The organism is Lentilactobacillus fungorum (assembly GCF_016860605.1).
Lineage (GTDB): Bacteria > Bacillota > Bacilli > Lactobacillales > Lactobacillaceae > Lentilactobacillus > Lentilactobacillus fungorum.
This window is the reverse complement of the sequence record NZ_BNJR01000008.1, coordinates 19119-37025: the sequence shown is the minus strand read 5'-3', so window position 1 is coordinate 37025 and position 17907 is coordinate 19119. Positions and strand designations below refer to the sequence as shown.

Sequence of the window (17907 nt, the reverse complement as noted above, 5' to 3'; positions counted from 1 at the left end):
AAGTGCCTGGCAATGACTTCAAGTTGAGTCGTTGCCAGGCACTTTTTAATTTAGAATAAGCCCATGATCGTGCGGACACCTGCGTAAGCCATAAAGATAACAACGAGCCAACCAGTCCAGGTGAGCCAGGCCGGGTGATGATATTGAATGCCCATAATCGGCTGCTTTCTAGAAGCAAGCAATAAGATTGCCAGGGCAATTGGTAAGACAAAGCCGTTTAAGGCACCGACGACGACCAACACTTGGGCTGGATTGCCAATAAAATAAAAAATAGCAGTTGAAACAATGATGAAACCGATAATAAAGCTACTGCGATACCGCTTAAACATCGCCCCACCACGGTCGCTGACGGCATAGTCCAAAAATGAGGTTGACGTAAAGGTTGACCCAAGCGTCGAGGACATCCCTGAAGCAAATAACAGTAAACCAAAGAACTTATAGCCAAAGTTGCCAGCAGCGTATTTGAAAATGGAAGCAGCTGGATTAGCTGGATCTAACTTGAATCCAGCCGTTACGACGGCCAGACCAGCTAAGAAAAGCATGACCCGAATGACTGAGGCAATCCCAATGCCGGTTAAGGCGCCTTCATTTACGTATTTGATACTTTGAGGACCATGAGCGCCGCCCTCCAATAATCGGTGACCGCCGGAAAACGAGATATAACCACCTACTGTACCACCAACAATCGTTACGATTGAGTAAAAGTTAACGTTGGAAGGGTCAAAGGCGTGAACCGCTGCGGTCCCATACGGAACAGTCATAACGGACAAAATATAAAGCAAGATGCCAATTTTGATGACGGCAAGAATTTGGACGGTAATATCCATTGCTTTCAAGGCGTTTTTAATGATTAAGACGATGATTGCGATAGCGGCAGCAATGAGTGCGCCATTTTCAGGGGAGATACCAAATAAAACGTTTAAACCTAAGCCGGCCCCACCAATGTTACCAATATTGAAGAATAAACCGCCCATGGCAACTAGGAACGAGAGAAGATATCCTAGGCCTGGAAAGACTTCGTTGGCAATCACCTGCGCCCGTTTACCGGAAACGATGATGATTCGCCAGATATTGAGTTGAACGATGATATCGACAATAATACAAACCAGAATGGCAAACCCAAAGTTAGCTCCTAATTGGCCGGTAAAGGTTGCAGTCTGAGTCAAAAAGCCTGGGCCAACGGCAGCCATCGCCATTAGGAACGCAGCACCCAAGGCAGCACTTCTAAGTCGTTTGTTATCTGGGTTAGTAGGAACTTGTGGATTTTTCATGGGCATTTCCTTTCAAAGTAAGTGAGCGGAGCAAAGCGGTTAGAAACTGGAGCATAAGGCATCTTGGCCGGAAATCCCGGGCTTGGATTTTTGGTCAAGATGTTTTATGCGGAAGTTTCTGCTTTGCGCAGCTGTCCTAAGTAAAGTGAGCGGAGCAAAGCGCTTAGAAAGCGGAGTGTAAGGCTCCTCAGACAGAAATCCCTGGGTTTGGGATTTGTGGCTGAGGTGCTTACACGGAGCTTTCTGCTTTGCACAGCTGTCCTAATAAAGCGAGCGTTAAAACCTGCCAGAGTCCAAATTAACGGGTTTTAATGGCAATTCCTTCTTGGTTCAATGCTTTGGTGAGGTGCTTAACAATTTCTAGAGCTGCACCATTATCACCATGAACACAAATTGAGTCAACTTTGAGTGGCACCGTTTCACCGGTAACCGCCTGAACGGATTGGGTCTTAATCATTGAAATTGTTCGTTTGGCAATTTCATCAGGATCATGCAAAACGGCATTTGCTTGGCTTCGGGGCACTAAACTGCCGTCAGCCTGGTAATTTCGATCCGCAAAGACTTCTTGGGCGACTGGTAATCCAAGGTTTTGAGCGGCTGTCACTAAGGCGCTATTTGAAAGGGCATAGACCATCAAGTGAGGGTCTTCGGCCTTAATCCCTTTGCAGATTGCAGTTGCCAATGCTAAATCTTTTCCGGCTGCGTTATAAAGAGCACCGTGGGCCTTGACATGATGCAGGTGATGAGTTTTTGTGAAACCAGCTAGGGCGGCGACTTGGTAAGTGACCATATGGGTAACCGCCTCCAAGCTCATATCCATTCGCCGACGGCCAAACCCATCGAGATCTGGAAACCCAGGGTGGGCGCCAACGCCAATGCCAGCTGATTCAGCCATTAAAACGGTCTGGTACATGACATCTGGATCGCCGGCGTGAAAGCCGCAGGCGATGTTGGCTGAACTAATTAGTGGAATGACCTGATCGTCATTACCAAGATGGTAACGACCATAACTTTCGCCAAGATCACTGTTTAAATCAATTGTTGTCATGATGAAATTGCTTCCTTTCAGTATTTTAGCGTGGCATTAACAACGTCGGTTACTAACATATGGCCGGGTGCGTGGGTAATCACCAGTGGCGGCTTGGTTTGCATAATAGCGTTTTGCGGGGTGACGCCACACGGCCAAAAGACGGGCTGTTCCCCAGTTTTGATCGTCACTGGATCACCATAATCTGGCTGGTCAAGGTGGTTGATGCCGATTGCTTGTGGATCGCCAATTTGAATGGGGGCACCGTGAACTTTTGGCATTGCGCCAGTCACCTGGACGGCAACGGGAATTTGACTCTCTGAGATGGGACGCATGGAGACGACCATGTTGCCATGAAACGGACCAGCCGACTTTAACGGGATGGTTGTATTGTACATTGGGACGTTCACTTTTTCAGTAATATTGCGGACTTCAATGCCGGCAGCTAGTAGCTCGGATTCAAACGAGAAGCTGCAGCCAATAATGAAGCTGACAAAATCGTCCTGCCAAATATCGGCTACTGACGTGACTTCTTTCTCCAAGATGCCGTCCCGATAGATGCGGTACTTTGGAAAGTCGTTAGCCAGATCAATATCTTGTGCAAAATCATGGAGCTTACGGCTGCCAGTATCGCTGACTTCTAGTACTGGACATGGCCGTGGATTTCGTTGGGTAAATAATAAAAAGTCGTAGGCCCAAGATTTTGGCAAGATGACTAAGTTTGCTTGGGTGTAACCGGCCGCCAAACCACTGGTGGGGCCAGCAAATTCACCGGTGCGGATGAGATGGCGTAACTCAACGGGAGATAACGTTGCCAAATTAGTTGTCATAAGAATCTTCCTCCTTTGCTGCTAACAGATGATCCAGCCAGTTGACATCGGTTTTTTCCGCGATCAAATCAGGTTCGGCTAGGAGTTGGGCTAATAGTTCTAAATTCGTTGAAATACCGGCAATCACGGTTTCATCGATAGCGTTGCGCATTTTAGTTAATACCACGTTACGATTTGGCCCATAAACGATTAGCTTGGCAATCATGGCATCGTAGTTTGGCGGGACGTTATAGCCTTGATATAGGGCAGTATCAACGCGAATGCCTAAGCCACCGGGTAAATGAAGGCCGGAGATAGTCCCAGGCGTTAGCGCCGTGATTCGACATTCCAGCGCGTAGTTCGCAACTGTTGGTCGGCTGTCAACTAAGGGCTCGCCGGCAGCAACTCGAAATTGAGCTTCAATTAAATCTAAGCCAGTGGTTTGTTCAGTAATGGGATGTTCAACTTGGATCCGGGTGTTCATTTCCATGAAGTAAAAGGCGCCGGGGCCGTTATATAGAAACTCTACCGTGCCAACACCTTCGTAATGAATGTGGGCGACGGCTTGTTCGCTTATCGTAAACATTTGCTGGCGAGTAGTGTCGTCAAGTGAAGGGGCCGGGGCTTCTTCCATTACTTTTTGGTGATTGGCTTGAATCGTACAGTCTCTTTCACCAATGGCTAAGGTGTTGCCGCCCTGATCAGCAATCAGTTGAATCTCAATGTGGCGCGGATGGGTAAGGTATTGTTCTAAATACATATGGTCGTCATCAAAAGCTGAACGAGCCTCATCTTGGCAAAGATCAAAGGTACTTTCAAACTGTTCTGGGTACTGGACGACTCGCATCCCTTTACCGCCACCGCCTGCACTAGCCTTGATCATGATCGGAAAGCCGATCTTTTTGGCTTCCGTTAACGCCGCCTTTGAATCGGTTAAAACTGTTGGACTACCCTTGACAAGCGGCATCCCGGCTTGAACCATTGTTTGTCGGGCTTGTTCTTTATTGCCAAGTAGTGAAATGGCATCAGCGCTTGGACCGATAAAAATTAAGTGGTTCTGTTCGCAGGCCCGAGCAAAATCGGCGTTTTCGGATAAAAAACCATAACCAGGATGAATCGCGTCGGCACCGGTAACCTGGGCAGCCGTAATAATGTTATTGATGTTGAGATAGCTATTAGCGGCGTTCGCGGGGCCAATGCAAACTGCTGAATCAGCTAATTTAGTATGAAGAGCGTCTTTATCAGCGGTTGAGTAGATGGCGACCGATTCCAATCCTAATTGGCGACACGCGCGAATGATACGAACGGCAATTTCGCCACGGTTAGCGATAAGGACTTTATGAAAAGGCCATTGCTTAACTGGCTTATGCGAGCTGAATAATTGGTTCATCAAATTCAACTCCTTGGCCGTTTGTGACAAGGATTTCTTTGATAATCCCGGCCTTATCGGCTTTGATTTCGTTCATAACTTTCATTGCCTCGATAATGCCAATTGTGTCGCCAACCTCAATGTGATCACCAACTGACACAAATGGCGGGTCGGATGGTGATTTAGACGTGTAAAAGGTGCCAATCGTTGGTGCGGTAATGACTTTTTGTTCGTCTTGAGGGCTAGTATTTTCGATACTCACTGGCGGTTCGGGCCGGCCGATACTTTTTTCCAATTGTTGTTTGAGTTTGAGCTTTCTATTACCATTTTGATACGTTAACTCTGAAAGTTGATTATCTTTTAATATTTTGGCAAGTGCTTGAATTAAGTCAATGTTCATTTGCGTCCTCCTAAAAAGTGAGCGGAGCAAAGCGGTTAGAAACTGGAGCATAAGGCATCTTGGCCGGAAATCCCGGGCCTGGATTTTTGGCCAAGATGTTTTATGCGGAAGTTTCTGCTTTGCGCAGCTGTCCTAAAAAAGTGAGCTAAGCAAAGCGGTTAGAAAGCGCCAGGTAGGCTAGGCGTTTCACGGCCGTCGGAGTGTAAGGCTCCTCAGATAGAAATTCCCGGGCTTGGAATTTTTGTTAAAGGTGCTTATGCACAGACTTTTGCTTTGCGTAGCTGTCCTAAGGAAAAAGTCTACGGATTCGTTGCGCTGCTGCTCGATTAATGCCAATTGGATTTTGATAGCGTTGATCGATAAAGCTGACTTTGAGCCGTTGAAGCAATTCGGTTTGCCGGTGCAATTCAGCCTGAGCTGTTTGCAGATCAGTTAGCTGAAATTGGATGAGCTGATGAGGTTGACATTGCACCAATTTACCAATATCTGCCGTTAAAACGGTAGCGATGACCGGGTAGCCGCCAGTTGTTTGCCGATCGGCTAGTAACACAATTGGCTGGCCATCAGTCGTAAGTTGAATACCACCAAATACGGTTGCTTCCGAGAGAAGGCTTTTTAGTTGGGTAACGAGTGGTTTGCCTGCTAGTCGATAACCCATTCGGTCAACATCGGCAGTTAATCGATATTGCTGATGTTGGAGTCGCTGGTGGTCTTGAGTTGAAAACAGGTGCCATTGGGGGCCTTTCAAAATTCTAATGGTTAAAGGGCTTTGCAGCATCAAGAGCGGGTCGCAAAAATGCTTTAGAAATTGTTGGGAAACTTGGCGATGGGCATAGGCTGACAAGACGTTTTGAGTGGTGATTGGCAGCTGGTCACCGGCAGCCAATGCCCGGCCATGAAAGCCACCGATGCCAATCCTCAGGGTAGTCGAGCGGCTGCCCATCACGGGAGGGACTTGAATGCCGCCTTTGATGGCCAGATAACCATACCGGCCAGTTTCGACAGCACCAATTGTCAGGCGGTCATTTTTTTGAATTCGAATGGCCTGATTTTGGGGAATTGGTTTGCCATTTAAACTAGGAGAAAACTGGCCGCCGGTTAATGCAATGAATGTCTCGGTTCGAAAAACAAGGGTGGGGCCAACTAACGCGAACTCAAGTACGGCAGTCTTGCCGGGATTGTCAACCAGCAGATTGGCTAATCGATGGGCAGCTTGGTCCATACTGCCAGACGTTGGGAAGCCATCGATTTGGTGAGTGATGCGTCCCAGATCTTGAACCGTTGTTTGCAATCCCGGTTGAACTACTGATAAGTTAGGCATTTTCGCTCACCACCTTTACTTGATAGTGACCAAGTTGATCGGCCTGTTTGATTGCCTTAAAAGTCGGCTTATCGATCGCCTCAAACTTAATTTCGTCGCCGGCGTGATAAAACGGCTCCGGGGCATCTGGTCGATACAGGGTCAACGGCGTCTTGCCAATTAAACGCCAGCCGCCGGGGGAGGTAACGGGATAAAAACCGGTTTGAATCCCGGCGATGCCCACACTGCCGGCGGGAATCTTAACCCGCGGCTTGGAGAGCCGGGGCATTGCAATCTGCTTATCGACGCTAGCCATATAAGCAAATCCTGGTAAAAAGCCAAGAAAATAAATGAGATAGGATTTTTCGGTATGCTTTTTAATCACATCAGCAGCTGAAATGCCGGCATAGTCAGCAACATCGGCTAGATCTGGTCCGTAAGGTTCTTCATAGCAAACCGGAATAAATAGCGTTCGTCTAGGCGGCAATGGGGCTGTCAGCTGGTCGTCAATCAGTTGCTTGAGCTGATGTTCTAATGACGCCAAAGTTGTGGTCATGGCGTCATAAGTAACCATTAGGGTATGGTAGGCAGGAATGACAGCTTGGACCCCGGCCAGCTTGGATTGAATAATGATTCGAGCGAGTGCTTGGAGTCGCAAGTTAACTTGAGGATTAATTTCGTTTGGAAATTCGATTGAAATTGCTTGATCACCAACAGGAACTAATTGATAGCGCTTCATGAGCGAACCTCGATTCAATGTGTATAATTATTAGAAATTAAGCAACAAAATTAGTTAAAAATAATATTAATCTGTGAACTAATGTTTGTCAAATTCAATTTTAGCGCGAAAGATGGCGGATTTACCAGCAAAAGCGTTGTTGGGCATCAAAATAGATGGTAGACAATTAATCTCATAAATGGTGATCGGGCCGCCAATGTCCTTTGCCAGGATGTTGGTGGCCCGATGGGGAATGAATTGTTTTGATGTATGTGAATGGGCCGACTGAGCTAAAACGGGCGAAACTAAGAAGCAACTCAAGCCTAAGTCAGTTTAATCAGAAAATCAGTTAAAGATAATTTTCTAGCGACCGGGTTGAAATATATTTCGCTGGACAGAAGCTTCCTTCTAAGTGTAAGTGCCCAATTTTGTGCGTTACAATAATATCCGCCGCTTTACCTTTTCGGTTGGCGAAGCGATGACCAAGCCGAAATCATTTGGCCCAATGTGGGCAGGAACTCTGACGCCATTTTGAACCAATACAGTAAACTGATAATGATGGTCGATGGCCATACCCATGTAATGATCAATCAATTCGTCATCCATTTTGCCATTGAGATACATCCGGTATTCTGGATAATTGTTAATCACCTGGTTGACCATCTCGTTGGTTTGAGATTGACGCAGTTGGCTAATTGTCAGCGCCAACGCAACTCGTTCTCTAAAGTTGCCTAAAAATGCTCGTTTCTCGTCGGGCTTGATTTGGGGATTGCCAAACATGTGTTGCTTAATATAATCTTCTGAGTCGTTTGCCATAACTTCAAGGCTCCCTTCAATTGTTTTAAAAAAATTACTTTACCAAATATTGATCTAAAAAGCAGTTCGCCTGTCGAAATGAAATAATATAATATGGTAGAAAACGAACGACTTGTTTCATGGTGATGTGAGCTGATGGATCATTTTAAAAGGCAATCTCAATTTTACAGCAATCTCAATTTCACAATTATCATATTCGTTTTCAAAACCAGTGTAAACTGTTGAATGTGGTCGGGGCAATAATGTTATAATAAATTTGAATAAATTTTTATGCTTGCGGTGCAAAGCAAAAATCCGTGTCAGTTGGCTAAGCGTTCACACGTTGAATTCCCTTGATGCTTATAGCTTAGCCGAAGCGTGGGTTGGTTGTAAAACAACTTGCTTAGTTGTGTTTTTTAGGCGCTTTATTTATTTTTAGGACAGCTGTGCAAAGCAGAAAGCTGCACCTAAGTCAACTTGACCCAAAATCCAAAACCGGGATTTCCGGCCAAGTCAACTTAGGCTCCGCTTTCTAAGCGCTTTGCTCCGCTCACTTTATTTAGGACAGCTGCGCAAAGCAGAAACTTCCGCATAAGCACCTCTAACGAAAATCCCAGAACCGGGGATTCCCGTTAGAGGAGACTTATGCTCCAGTTTCTAAGCGCTTTGCTCCGCTCACTTTACTTTTTAGGAGGGCTTCACTTTGAAGAGATGGATTTGGATTGTAATCACCATTATTGTTGCACTTGGGGTTGGTGGTTATGCATATGCCCGACATAGTCAAAATGAAAAACTTTATACAGACGCTATGCAGCGGGGCAGCGTGCAGATTTCCAATCAAAATTATACTGCTGCAGAAACAGCCTATACGAACGCATTAAAGAGAAAGCCTAACGATAATAAAGCGTCAGTCATTTTGAACCAGACCCAAACGTTTATGTCTGCTAATGATTCGTTTAATGATCGCCAATTTGATAATGCCAAGAGTAACTATCAATCAGTTGCTGACACCAAGAAGGGCAATGATTTATTAAAGAATCGGGCTAAGGCAAGATTATCATTAATTAAAACAATTCAGGCAAACATCAAGAAATACAACAAGATTTATAATCAAGCGCTTAACCAAACTGGTGAAGGTAAGTACGCCGAGTCTAATAGCACATTGGATAAAATCTTCTCAGATAAATCAATTAAGCAGACCTATTACAAATCAGTCTTAGCAAAAGCTGAAAAGCTACGGGACAAAAACAATAGTGCCTTGACTGGCAGCAGTGCAACCAGCTCAAATGATTTTGAATCATCAACTTCTTCAAGTGATACGACCAACAACCCCAACGTTGCTTCTAATAGCAGCGCCAGTTTGACTTCATCAGAGAAAAAGGCAGCTGCGAACTATAAGGGGTCAAATGAATATACGGTGACGCCAAGTCAAAAAGAAATTAATGGCAAAGAAATTACGGCCAGCCAAATTGCGAGTGCTAGAAAGCAAATTAGTGCAGCGGGCGTGGATTCCAATGCTATGAGCGATCAAGATGTCCGTAATGTTATTAAAGGGGCCCATAATAGCAATGAGTCCATTAGACAATACGTTAAAGCGCATTATTGATCGATAAGGCAATTAATTGATAAGCTAGTGCAATAAAATCTCAGGAATAGATGGTTCCCATCCTTTCTGAGATTTTAAATTTGCCTTCAATTATGGATTAAATATAGATTAAACTTGTTTAGAATAGCTAAATCAATGTATGATTAAGACACGATTTTTATCATAAGCGTGAGGGGAGTTGGTTGTTTGTCGGCTTGGTCTAGATTTATTAATAACGTTCCACTTCGAAGATTCACCGTCTTAATGCTGGTTATTTTCGTTTTGTATGTTACTAGGAGCATGATGAGTACACTCTTGCTAACATTTATTTTTTGCTTACTGGTCGTCAAACTAACGGATAAAATCCGCCAGTACATTAAGATTCCAAGCCCGTTGATTGTGACTGTCGTTTATGTCCTAGTGGTGTTGGCGATTTATTATGGCATCACGATCTATATTCCAAAAATTGCTGATCAAGCAATCAACGCGACTCAAGATATCATTAATTTTTACTCGAATCCTAAGAACGTCCCCGATGACACGACTATTCGCTGGTTTAACGAACTTGTCAAACAAAGTAACATCATGGGACAAATGAAAAATGGCGTGTCACTCATTTGGAAATATGTCACTGGTATCGGCACGATGGGGATTACATTTTTCTTATCAATGATCCTCAGTTTCTTCTTTACGGTAGAAAAAGCAACCATGGACAAGTTTTCACTGCTATTTCTTGAAAGTGATTTTGGCTGGTTTTTCCAAGATATTTACTTCTTTGGCAAGAAATTTGTGTCAACGTTTGGTGTCGTGATCGAAGCTCAGTTCTTCATTGCAATTTGCAACACGATTTTGACTACAATTGCCATGGCATTCATGGGCTTGCCACAACTAGCTGTTTTGGCGCTAATGGTGTTTATTTTAAGCTTGATTCCGGTAGCTGGGGTGATTATCTCGTTTATCCCCTTATCGTTGGTAGGTTACTCGGTAGGTGGGATCCAAGACGTGGTGTACCTAATCATTACAATTCTGGTGGTGCACGCGTTTGAAGCCTATGTGTTGAACCCTAATTTCATGGCATCTAAGACCAACTTACCAATCTTTTACACATTCATCGTCTTGTTAGTTGGTGAGCATTTCTTTGGTGTCTGGGGGTTAATTTGTGGCGTCCCGATTTTCACATTCTTCTTGGATATTCTCGGGGTTAAACGCCACGATGAACCAGTAGCGGCAGCCGCAGATAAAAATGCCGCTAAAAAAGGCTGAAAAATGATGACATTTGGTGTAAAATCAACTGATAGACAATAAGAGAAAGAGGTAATGAAATTGGCAAAACTTGTTTTAATTCGTCATGGACAAAGTGAATGGAATTTATCCAACCAATTTACTGGCTGGGTCGATGTTGATTTAAGTGAGGAAGGCGTTAAGCAGGCAATCAACGCTGGTAAGTTAATCAAGCAAGCTGGCATTGAGTTTGACTTTGCATTTACATCTGTCTTAACCCGGGCCATCAAGACGCTGCACTACGTTTTGGAATATTCAGATCAACTTTGGATTCCAGAAGTAAAGTCATGGCGTCTAAACGAGCGTCATTATGGTGCTTTGCAAGGCCATAACAAGAAGAAGGCCGCTGAAAAGTATGGTGATGAGCAAGTTCATATTTGGCGTCGTTCATATGATGTTTTGCCACCACTTTTGAAGGCTGACGATGAAGGTTCTGCTGTTCACGATCGTCGATATGCAAACTTGGATCCCCACATTATCCCTGGTGGCGAAAACCTTAAAGTCACTTTGGAACGAGTAATGCCATTCTGGGAAGATCAAATTGCCCCTAAGCTACTAGACGGTAAGAACGTGGTTATCGCTGCCCATGGTAATTCATTGCGGGCACTTTCCAAGTATATTGAAAACATCTCAGATGAAGACATCATGAATTTGGAAATGGCAACCGGCGAACCAGTTGTTTATGATTTTGATGATAAGTTGAATGTTTTGAATAAGACGAAGTTGGATTAATAATTGAATGCTAATTGAATAAAATCATAGAGTCAATCTTGTTTAGGTTGGCTTTTTTCTTTATCACCGGCCGCCAAATTTGATTTTGATCAATAATTCACATATACTAAAAGGAGAGTGCGATAGGGTTATCATTTTCATAATCGGAGGGGAAAATAATGGCTAAGAATCAAATGAGGGCGATAATGGCGACGTGCTATATTTGTTTGGTCTCCGTTATTATCTTTTTAATTGGGGGTCAATCTCTTAATGTTCGGGCTGATGACACACCAACTAAGATTACAACGACAGTTTATGTTGTCGATACCAAGGGGAATCAATTAAAAGCACCAGCGCAATTTACAATTACGGCTACTAATTCCACTGTAGACTGTGTTAATGTGAGTGTGCCGGGGTATGAGCCAGTGGAAACAGTTCGATCGATTAAGTTCGGAGTAGACCCAGCGTTTCAGGCAATATTAAATGCTTCGAGTAAAGCTATGACGTTAGATACTCCAAATAATCGAGTGATTGCGACACTTCAACCGGTTAACCCTAATGATTCACTCCAAATAACGTATATCGGCATGGCTGAATTTCAAGTGCTTGTGGATAATAAACTCATGAAACCATTCAACACAATTTCTGAAGCTTTTATTAATTTTTTAGAAGCCATAAAAACAGGAATTTCATTTGAGGGAACTCCACCATTAAGCATGCAATTTTACGGTCAAATGGCTCCGTCATCCATCACGGTTACTTATGAATACCAACCTGCTTCAGCAACCGTTAACTATGTAAATGATGATGCTAAAGGAGCGATCGTAAAATCCGATTTGATCGATGGCTTCGTTGCCAAGAATGGTGAATACACGCCAGTGGCGCCTAATGGCTACCAGCTAGTTGACCCGAAGCCAATTAAATACACATTGACCAGTGATGACACTGACAACTTGACGGTTCACGTTAAACCTGCATCGACCACTGCGTCAGTGACACCATCCACTCCAACTGGTGAGATCACAACGCCAAAGCATGATTCAAGCTCAGCGGCTACAACACTGGCTGCCAGTGAATCAACAACCCAGCAGGCAGATACGGCAAGTACGCCAAATAACGTAGCTGTTAAAGGGGCTGCCGTTTACGCGACTAAAGGAATCTATTTGTATCAGAATTCAACTTTCAAGAATACTCAGCGACTCGCTAAGTATCCTAAAGCCAAGCGGATTAGTCGCCCAATGTTTGTAGTGACTGGTTATGCCCATTCGGCTAAAGGCACCTTGCGTTACAAAGTTCGCGATGTGAACCATGGCAGCAAGACGGCTGGCAAAGTTGGTTATATTACTGCCAACCAAAAGTATGTGGTACCGGTTTATTACAAGACAATGCCAAAGAGTCGGCAATTAACGGTGATTAATCCTAAGGGCGTCAATGCTTATAAGCGGGTTAACTTAACTGGTAAGGTTGCCAATTATAAGAAGGGAACTCCGCTCGTCGTTAAAAAGATTGTGAAGCACCGTTTGACTACTCGCTACCAACTAAGTAACGGAACGTATATTACAGGCAATAAGAAATTAGTCATTCAGGTTAATCATTAATAAATGAAGTGGAAAAGCGTTCGGTAATCTGGGCGCTTTTTTGTTTATTATCAACTTGTAGGTAAGTTTAGCGCCTGGTTTAATCATCCAAATATCCCAATTTTTCAATGAGACCGTCTAGCTTCTCTTGATGATTGTTCTGAACTTCGGTACTCATTTGCGATGCAATCGCCATGAGTTGCGCATAAAAATGATATTGGGCTGTGAAATAATCGTTCTTTTCCTGAATCATTGTTAGAACAGACTGCCGACAATCCGACGTAATCGGTTGGTTTTGAAGTTGAAGAACTTGAGAGATTTCGTTTAGTGATAACCCGGCTGCTTTCAAATTTTGAATAATGTTGTAAGTAGTTGAATCGGCTGATGTATAGTCACGATAGCCATTTTCTGATCGTCGAGGCTTTAATAGGCCGATCGAATCATAATAACGCAGTGTGTCACGAGTTGTATGAACTAATTCACAGAAGGCCGTTGTATTCATCTAATCACCTCTTTGTGAGTACCAGTCTAACATAGGGGTAGCGTCCCGGGTCAAATAGCCTTATCCAAACGAATATGCGGGTAGGGGAAATGACTTTGAAAGTTGTTTGATGGTTGGCTTCTATATGTTATGTTAGGTTAATCGGAAAGATTGACATGGGCGTTGACCCCCGTGTTATGCTCACCGTAATTAAGGCTGGAGACAGCCGGGAATCAGGTGATAATGATGAAAGTTCGACAATTTGGTAATGTTTATCAGTTGGCATTTCTCCCAAAAATATTTCCAATTAATTGTTATTTAGTGGACGAGGGCTTGGATTTAACGCTAATCGATACCGGAATGGCATTTTGTAAAAACGGGATTCTACAAGAGATTAAGGCATTAAACAAACCACTCACAAGAATCGCTTTAACCCATCCTCACGTGGATCATATTGGTTCATTGGATGCGATTAAGTTGGTCTTCCCGGCAGCGCAAGTATATGTTTCCAGTCGTGACGCAAGATTAATGGCTGGCAACTTTAAGTTATTGCCCTCAGAGGATCAGTCCGAAATTCAAGGAGGTTTTGACCGTAATCTACATACCAAACCAAATGCTTTTCTAAGATCAGGTGATCATTTAAAGTCGCTAACAGTCTATCATGCTCCAGGTCATACCCCGGGGTCGATTGTTTTTTATCAGAAGTCTTCAGGAATACTATTGGCCGGCGACGCCATGGTTTCTCGTGGCGGGTTAGCAGTTGCTGGAGATAAGCATTGGCAATTTCCGTTCTCTGCTGCCGCTACTTGGAGTCCGGCAACAGCTATCAAAAGTATGGTGCGGCTAAACCAGTTACCAATTCGTTACCTAATGGTTGGGCATGGTCGGGTTATTAAGGATGCGAATCAGAAAATCTCGAAAGCAATTGAGCATGCTAAACGAAAAATTAAATAACGCATAGTGCTAGTTAATGCTACCTTAAGCACTTAGATTAAAATTATGCCTCAATTATTTAATGCAACCCAATCAGTTTGTCATATTCGATACAAGATGAGTTGCATCTCTTTTGATAATCTGCATGGCGTAATCGCTTTACATTAAGGAATTCACTAAGCAACCGGCTGAATTTGCATCTTTTATGCAACGGCTGGTTTGTTTAATTAGTGAGAATTTCGCTGTGCTTTTTCATAATTACTCGTTAAATTCAAATCTTTTGTTGGGATAAATTTAATGACTAAATGCTAAAATCAATCGTGCTTTTAAGGGATCGTAATTTAGTGACAAATGAGGCTCGGTTGGATTGCACCTTAGTCAAACGTCGATTGCGTTACCCTTCATTAAATCAATTATTGGAGTATAAGTGATGAAAAAGAAAAAGATTACGTTGATCGGCCTAATTTTGATGATTCTATCGACCATCTATGGCTTTGCCAACACCACGGTTGCCTTTGACCAAATGGGGTATGCAAGCATTATTTGGTACGTTTTGGCGGCAATTTTATTTTTGTTACCAAGCACGTTGATGTTTGCCGAATACGGGTCGACGTTTAAAGACGCTCACGGTGGCATTTATTCTTGGCTGGCCGGTTCGATTGGTGACCGCTGGGCATTTATTGGTACTTTCATTTGGCTGTCGTCGTGGATTATTTGGTTAATGTCAACGGCGTCAAAGGTATGGATCCCGTTTTCAACCACCATTTTTGGCCATGATCAAACGCAAAGTTGGGCTTTATTCGGCCTTAACTCTAATCAGGTCATCGGCTTAATGGCGATTTTATGGATTTTAGTGGTAACCTCGTTTGCAGTCCGGGGCATTGATTCGATTTCAAAGATTTCTTCTTTGGGTGGCATTTTTGTGTCACTGCTGACGGTTATTTTTACGATTGCCAGTCTCGTTATTTTGGTGATGAACGGCGGTCAATTAGCAGAGCCAATTCATGGGTTACATAGTTTTATTCAATCACCCAACCCAGATTTTCAGTCACAAATGGCGCTACTGTCATTTGTGATTTACGCGGTCTTTGCGTATGCCGGTACCGAAACGATGGGTGGGGTAACCGATAGTATGGATAAGCCGGAAAAGGACTTTCCCAAAGGCTTAGTCATTTCGACGTTTGTTATCATGGTGGCTTATTCGTTATCAATCTTTCTTTGGGGCATTAGCGCTAACTGGCATTCAGTGATTGGTCGTGGCCAAGTCAACTTGGGTAACATCACCTACGTCTTGATGAACAATCTGGGCGTTGTTTTGGGCCAAAGCCTGCATCTGTCCAATGCTGCTTGTCTGATTTTAGGCACGTCGTTTGCACGGTTCGCCGGCTTGAGTATGTTTATGGCTTACATGGGTTCCTTCTTTATCTTGATCTATTCACCACTCAAATCATTTATCATGGGATCAAATCCTGACTTTTGGCCAGCGCGGATGACCAAACTCAATGATAAGGGGATGCCAGCCTTTGCCATGTGGACGCAAGCAATTGTCGTAGCGGTTCTTATCTTCTTCGTGACGTTCGGCGGTTCTAGTGCCAAACAGTTCTACATGATTTTGACGAACATGGGCAATATCTCCACGTCGTTTCCTTACCTGTTCTTAATTGCGGCTTTTCCGTTCTTTAAACGGCGAAAGGATCTTGAGCGTCCATTTGAAATCTTTACGAACCGGTGGGTTACCGATATCATTGTGGTCATCGTGATGCTGGTCTTAATCATTGGGATTGGGTTTACAGCCATCGCGCCAATTCTTGATCACGATTATGTCACGGCATTTTGGACAATTATCGGCCCAATTTTCTTCGGCCTGGTTGCTTGGGCGTTCCTATGGTATCAATCAAAGAAGCTAAAGGAACCAATTGATAAGCTTTAAAATGCTAAATTAGAAACTTTCTTTAATTATTGTAAAAAATAACCAGCCACATACGGGAATTGGCTGTTAATATTCGAGGCGATTAGACTGGCATGCTAAGATCAGGTATGCTTGCTTAATCGCCTTAAATATTAAAGTAAATAATTTATGATGACAATCGTAGTTGGATTATAATAAAATGATTGACAGGAGGTGACCGTGTTCGTGATTGATCCGATGCCACTCTATCATCAGATGTTCAAGGAAATGGGGCCTCAGCATTGGTGGCCAGCTGATAGCAAAATGGAGATTGTTATTGGTGCCATTTTGGTACAAAATACCAATTGGAACAACGTTGATTTGGCACTTAATCAGCTAAGGGCCAAGACCAACCTGAATGTTAAGCAAATTTTGCAGTTGAGCCAAGCTGAGCTGGAAGCCTTGATTCGACCGAGCGGTTTCTACAAGAACAAAAGCAAGAGCTTATTAAACGTTTTGAAGTGGTTTGATCAGGCTGACTGCGATTTTGATAAACTAAGTCAGCTGGCTGGAACTCATTTACGCAAAGACTTATTGGCGTTGCCCGGAATTGGCGAAGAAACGGCGGATTCTTTACTGGTTTATGTTTTTGATCAGCCAGCGTTTATCGCAGACAACTATGCTCGCAAGCTTTTCGGTTACTTGGGATATCCGACGGTCAGCTATCATCAGTTAAAACATCAAATAACGTTGCCACCAACTTTTACCTACCGAGACGCTCAGGAATTCCATGGCCTGATTGATGAGTTTGGCAAGATTTATTTGAAGGATTCTAACCAATTTAACCAGAGCTTTCTAAGTCATTTTAAGTTAAGGGTAGTTGCAAAGGAGTGATTGAATTGACGATTAAAGATCAAGTAGTAGTGATCACTGGGGCTTCTAGTGGTATTGGCAAGGCAACCACGGAAGTGTTGGCTAAAGCTGGCGCCCACGTCGTGATTGGCGCTCGGCGCAAAGATCGACTAGCAAAAATTGCCAGCCAATTTGGGGATAATCAAGTGATTTATCAAGAAACCGACGTCACGAGCAAAGACAGTGTCAAAGCTTTAGTTGATTTAGCCCAGTCCAAGTTTGGTAAAGTAGACGTTTTGTATAATAATGCAGGTCTCATGCCGGTCTCGCCATTAGCTGACCTTAAAGTTAACGAGTGGGAGCGAATGATTGATGTCAATATCAAGGGGGTCTTGTATGGCATTGCCGCCGCTTTGCCAATCATGATTGCCCAAAATCACGGTCACATCATTACGACCGATTCGGTTGCCGGCCACGTTGTTCATCCGGGAACGGCTGTCTATGCGGGCACCAAGTACGCTATTCAAGCCATTATGGACGGACTAAGGCAAGAACAAGTTGATCATCACATCAGGACGACCATGATTTCGCCTGGAGCTGTTGAGACAGAATTATACCGAACAATTTCTGACGAAAAAACGCGCGAGCAGATTAAAAATCAAGAAGAGACCGCTGGTTTGGCTGCCGTCGACGTTGCTCACGCGGTGGCTTACGCGATTGATCAACCAGAAAATGTAGCCATTAATGAAATTCTGCTGCGGCCAATTAGCCAGCGGACTTAACCGTTACTCGCAAAAAAGCGTCAAGACATTGAAAACGGTATGCTTGATATAAGGCAATGCACTAAGCTTATTTCTAGGAAGAAAAAAGTTTCAAAAATCTTTGGAAAATGAAAAAATTTGCAAATTTC

17 protein-coding genes are annotated in these 17907 nt (G+C 43.7%); 8 read left to right on the top strand and 9 right to left on the bottom strand.

From position 1 onward, the window contains the following. Positions 1-50 precede the first annotated feature (50 nt). The 8 genes from YK48G_RS04220 to YK48G_RS04185 all read right to left on the bottom strand — a co-directional run bounded on the left by YK48G_RS04220 (position 51) and on the right by YK48G_RS04185 (position 7710). Entirely contained in the window at positions 51-1277 is a 1227-nt protein-coding gene (locus YK48G_RS04220) for an NRAMP family divalent metal transporter (protein ID WP_203629474.1), read from the bottom strand. Positions 1278-1569: 292 nt separating this feature from the next. Continuing rightward, positions 1570-2319, bottom strand: a complete 750-nt coding sequence (locus YK48G_RS04215; protein WP_203629473.1) for a LamB/YcsF family protein — start codon at positions 2317-2319, stop codon at positions 1570-1572. A gap of 17 nt (positions 2320-2336) precedes the next feature. Then, positions 2337-3128 carry a putative hydro-lyase gene (locus YK48G_RS04210; RefSeq protein WP_203629472.1) on the bottom strand — a complete coding sequence of 264 codons (792 nt, stop codon included), beginning with the start codon at positions 3126-3128 and terminating at the stop codon, positions 2337-2339. Continuing rightward, positions 3118-4497: an acetyl-CoA carboxylase biotin carboxylase subunit gene (locus YK48G_RS04205; RefSeq protein WP_203629471.1), complete on the bottom strand. Its 1380-nt coding sequence runs from the start codon at positions 4495-4497 to the stop codon at positions 3118-3120. The genes YK48G_RS04210 and YK48G_RS04205 overlap by 11 nt, the downstream gene beginning before the upstream one ends. Continuing rightward, on the bottom strand, positions 4472-4876 hold the full coding sequence (locus YK48G_RS04200) for an acetyl-CoA carboxylase biotin carboxyl carrier protein (RefSeq protein WP_203629470.1): 405 nt from the start codon (positions 4874-4876) through the stop codon (positions 4472-4474). The genes YK48G_RS04205 and YK48G_RS04200 overlap by 26 nt, the downstream gene beginning before the upstream one ends. A 286-nt stretch (positions 4877-5162) precedes the next feature. Then, complete coding sequence (locus YK48G_RS04195; RefSeq protein WP_203629469.1) at positions 5163-6197, bottom strand: 5-oxoprolinase subunit C family protein; 1035 nt, start codon at positions 6195-6197, stop codon at positions 5163-5165. Continuing rightward, the gene (pxpB, locus tag YK48G_RS04190) at positions 6190-6915 is read right to left on the bottom strand and encodes a 5-oxoprolinase subunit PxpB (protein ID WP_203629468.1); all 726 of its coding nucleotides are present in this window, start codon (positions 6913-6915) and stop codon (positions 6190-6192) included. The genes YK48G_RS04195 and pxpB overlap by 8 nt, the downstream gene beginning before the upstream one ends. 414 nt (positions 6916-7329) lie before the next feature. Then, positions 7330-7710: a DUF1694 domain-containing protein gene (locus tag YK48G_RS04185; RefSeq protein WP_203629467.1), complete on the bottom strand. Its 381-nt coding sequence runs from the start codon at positions 7708-7710 to the stop codon at positions 7330-7332. A 682-nt stretch (positions 7711-8392) separates the two neighbouring features. Between YK48G_RS04185 and YK48G_RS04180 the strand changes: the two genes are divergently transcribed. The 4 genes from YK48G_RS04180 (at position 8393) to YK48G_RS13660 (ending at position 12864) form a co-directional block, all read left to right on the top strand. Continuing rightward, complete coding sequence (locus YK48G_RS04180) at positions 8393-9295, top strand: hypothetical protein (RefSeq protein ID WP_203629466.1); 903 nt, start codon at positions 8393-8395, stop codon at positions 9293-9295. A gap of 243 nt (positions 9296-9538) precedes the next feature. Further along, the gene (locus YK48G_RS04175; RefSeq protein ID WP_203629507.1) at positions 9539-10537 is read left to right on the top strand and encodes an AI-2E family transporter; all 999 of its coding nucleotides are present in this window, start codon (positions 9539-9541) and stop codon (positions 10535-10537) included. 60 nt (positions 10538-10597) lie between these two features. Further along, positions 10598-11287, top strand: a complete 690-nt coding sequence (locus YK48G_RS04170; RefSeq protein WP_203629465.1) for a 2,3-diphosphoglycerate-dependent phosphoglycerate mutase — start codon at positions 10598-10600, stop codon at positions 11285-11287. A gap of 158 nt (positions 11288-11445) precedes the next feature. Further along, entirely contained in the window at positions 11446-12864 is a 1419-nt protein-coding gene (locus YK48G_RS13660; protein WP_373300160.1) for a DUF5776 domain-containing protein, read from the top strand. A 79-nt stretch (positions 12865-12943) separates the two neighbouring features. On the opposite strand, the gene YK48G_RS04160 is transcribed toward YK48G_RS13660, so the two are convergent. Continuing rightward, positions 12944-13345 (bottom strand): MerR family transcriptional regulator, encoded by a 402-nt coding sequence (locus tag YK48G_RS04160; protein ID WP_203629464.1) that lies wholly within the window; start codon positions 13343-13345, stop codon positions 12944-12946. Between the two features lie 222 nt (positions 13346-13567). Between YK48G_RS04160 and YK48G_RS04155 the strand changes: the two genes are divergently transcribed. The 4 genes from YK48G_RS04155 to YK48G_RS04140 all read left to right on the top strand — a co-directional run bounded on the left by YK48G_RS04155 (position 13568) and on the right by YK48G_RS04140 (position 17779). Beyond that, on the top strand, positions 13568-14278 hold the full coding sequence (locus YK48G_RS04155) for an MBL fold metallo-hydrolase (protein WP_203629463.1): 711 nt from the start codon (positions 13568-13570) through the stop codon (positions 14276-14278). Between the two features lie 409 nt (positions 14279-14687). Beyond that, complete coding sequence (gene yjeM, locus YK48G_RS04150) at positions 14688-16187, top strand: glutamate/gamma-aminobutyrate family transporter YjeM (RefSeq protein ID WP_203629462.1); 1500 nt, start codon at positions 14688-14690, stop codon at positions 16185-16187. A gap of 204 nt (positions 16188-16391) precedes the next feature. Next, positions 16392-17039 carry an endonuclease III domain-containing protein gene (locus YK48G_RS04145; RefSeq protein WP_232365280.1) on the top strand — a complete coding sequence of 216 codons (648 nt, stop codon included), beginning with the start codon at positions 16392-16394 and terminating at the stop codon, positions 17037-17039. A 5-nt stretch (positions 17040-17044) separates the two neighbouring features. Then, positions 17045-17779, top strand: a complete 735-nt coding sequence (locus tag YK48G_RS04140; protein ID WP_203629461.1) for an SDR family oxidoreductase — start codon at positions 17045-17047, stop codon at positions 17777-17779. Positions 17780-17907: the final 128 nt, after the last annotated feature.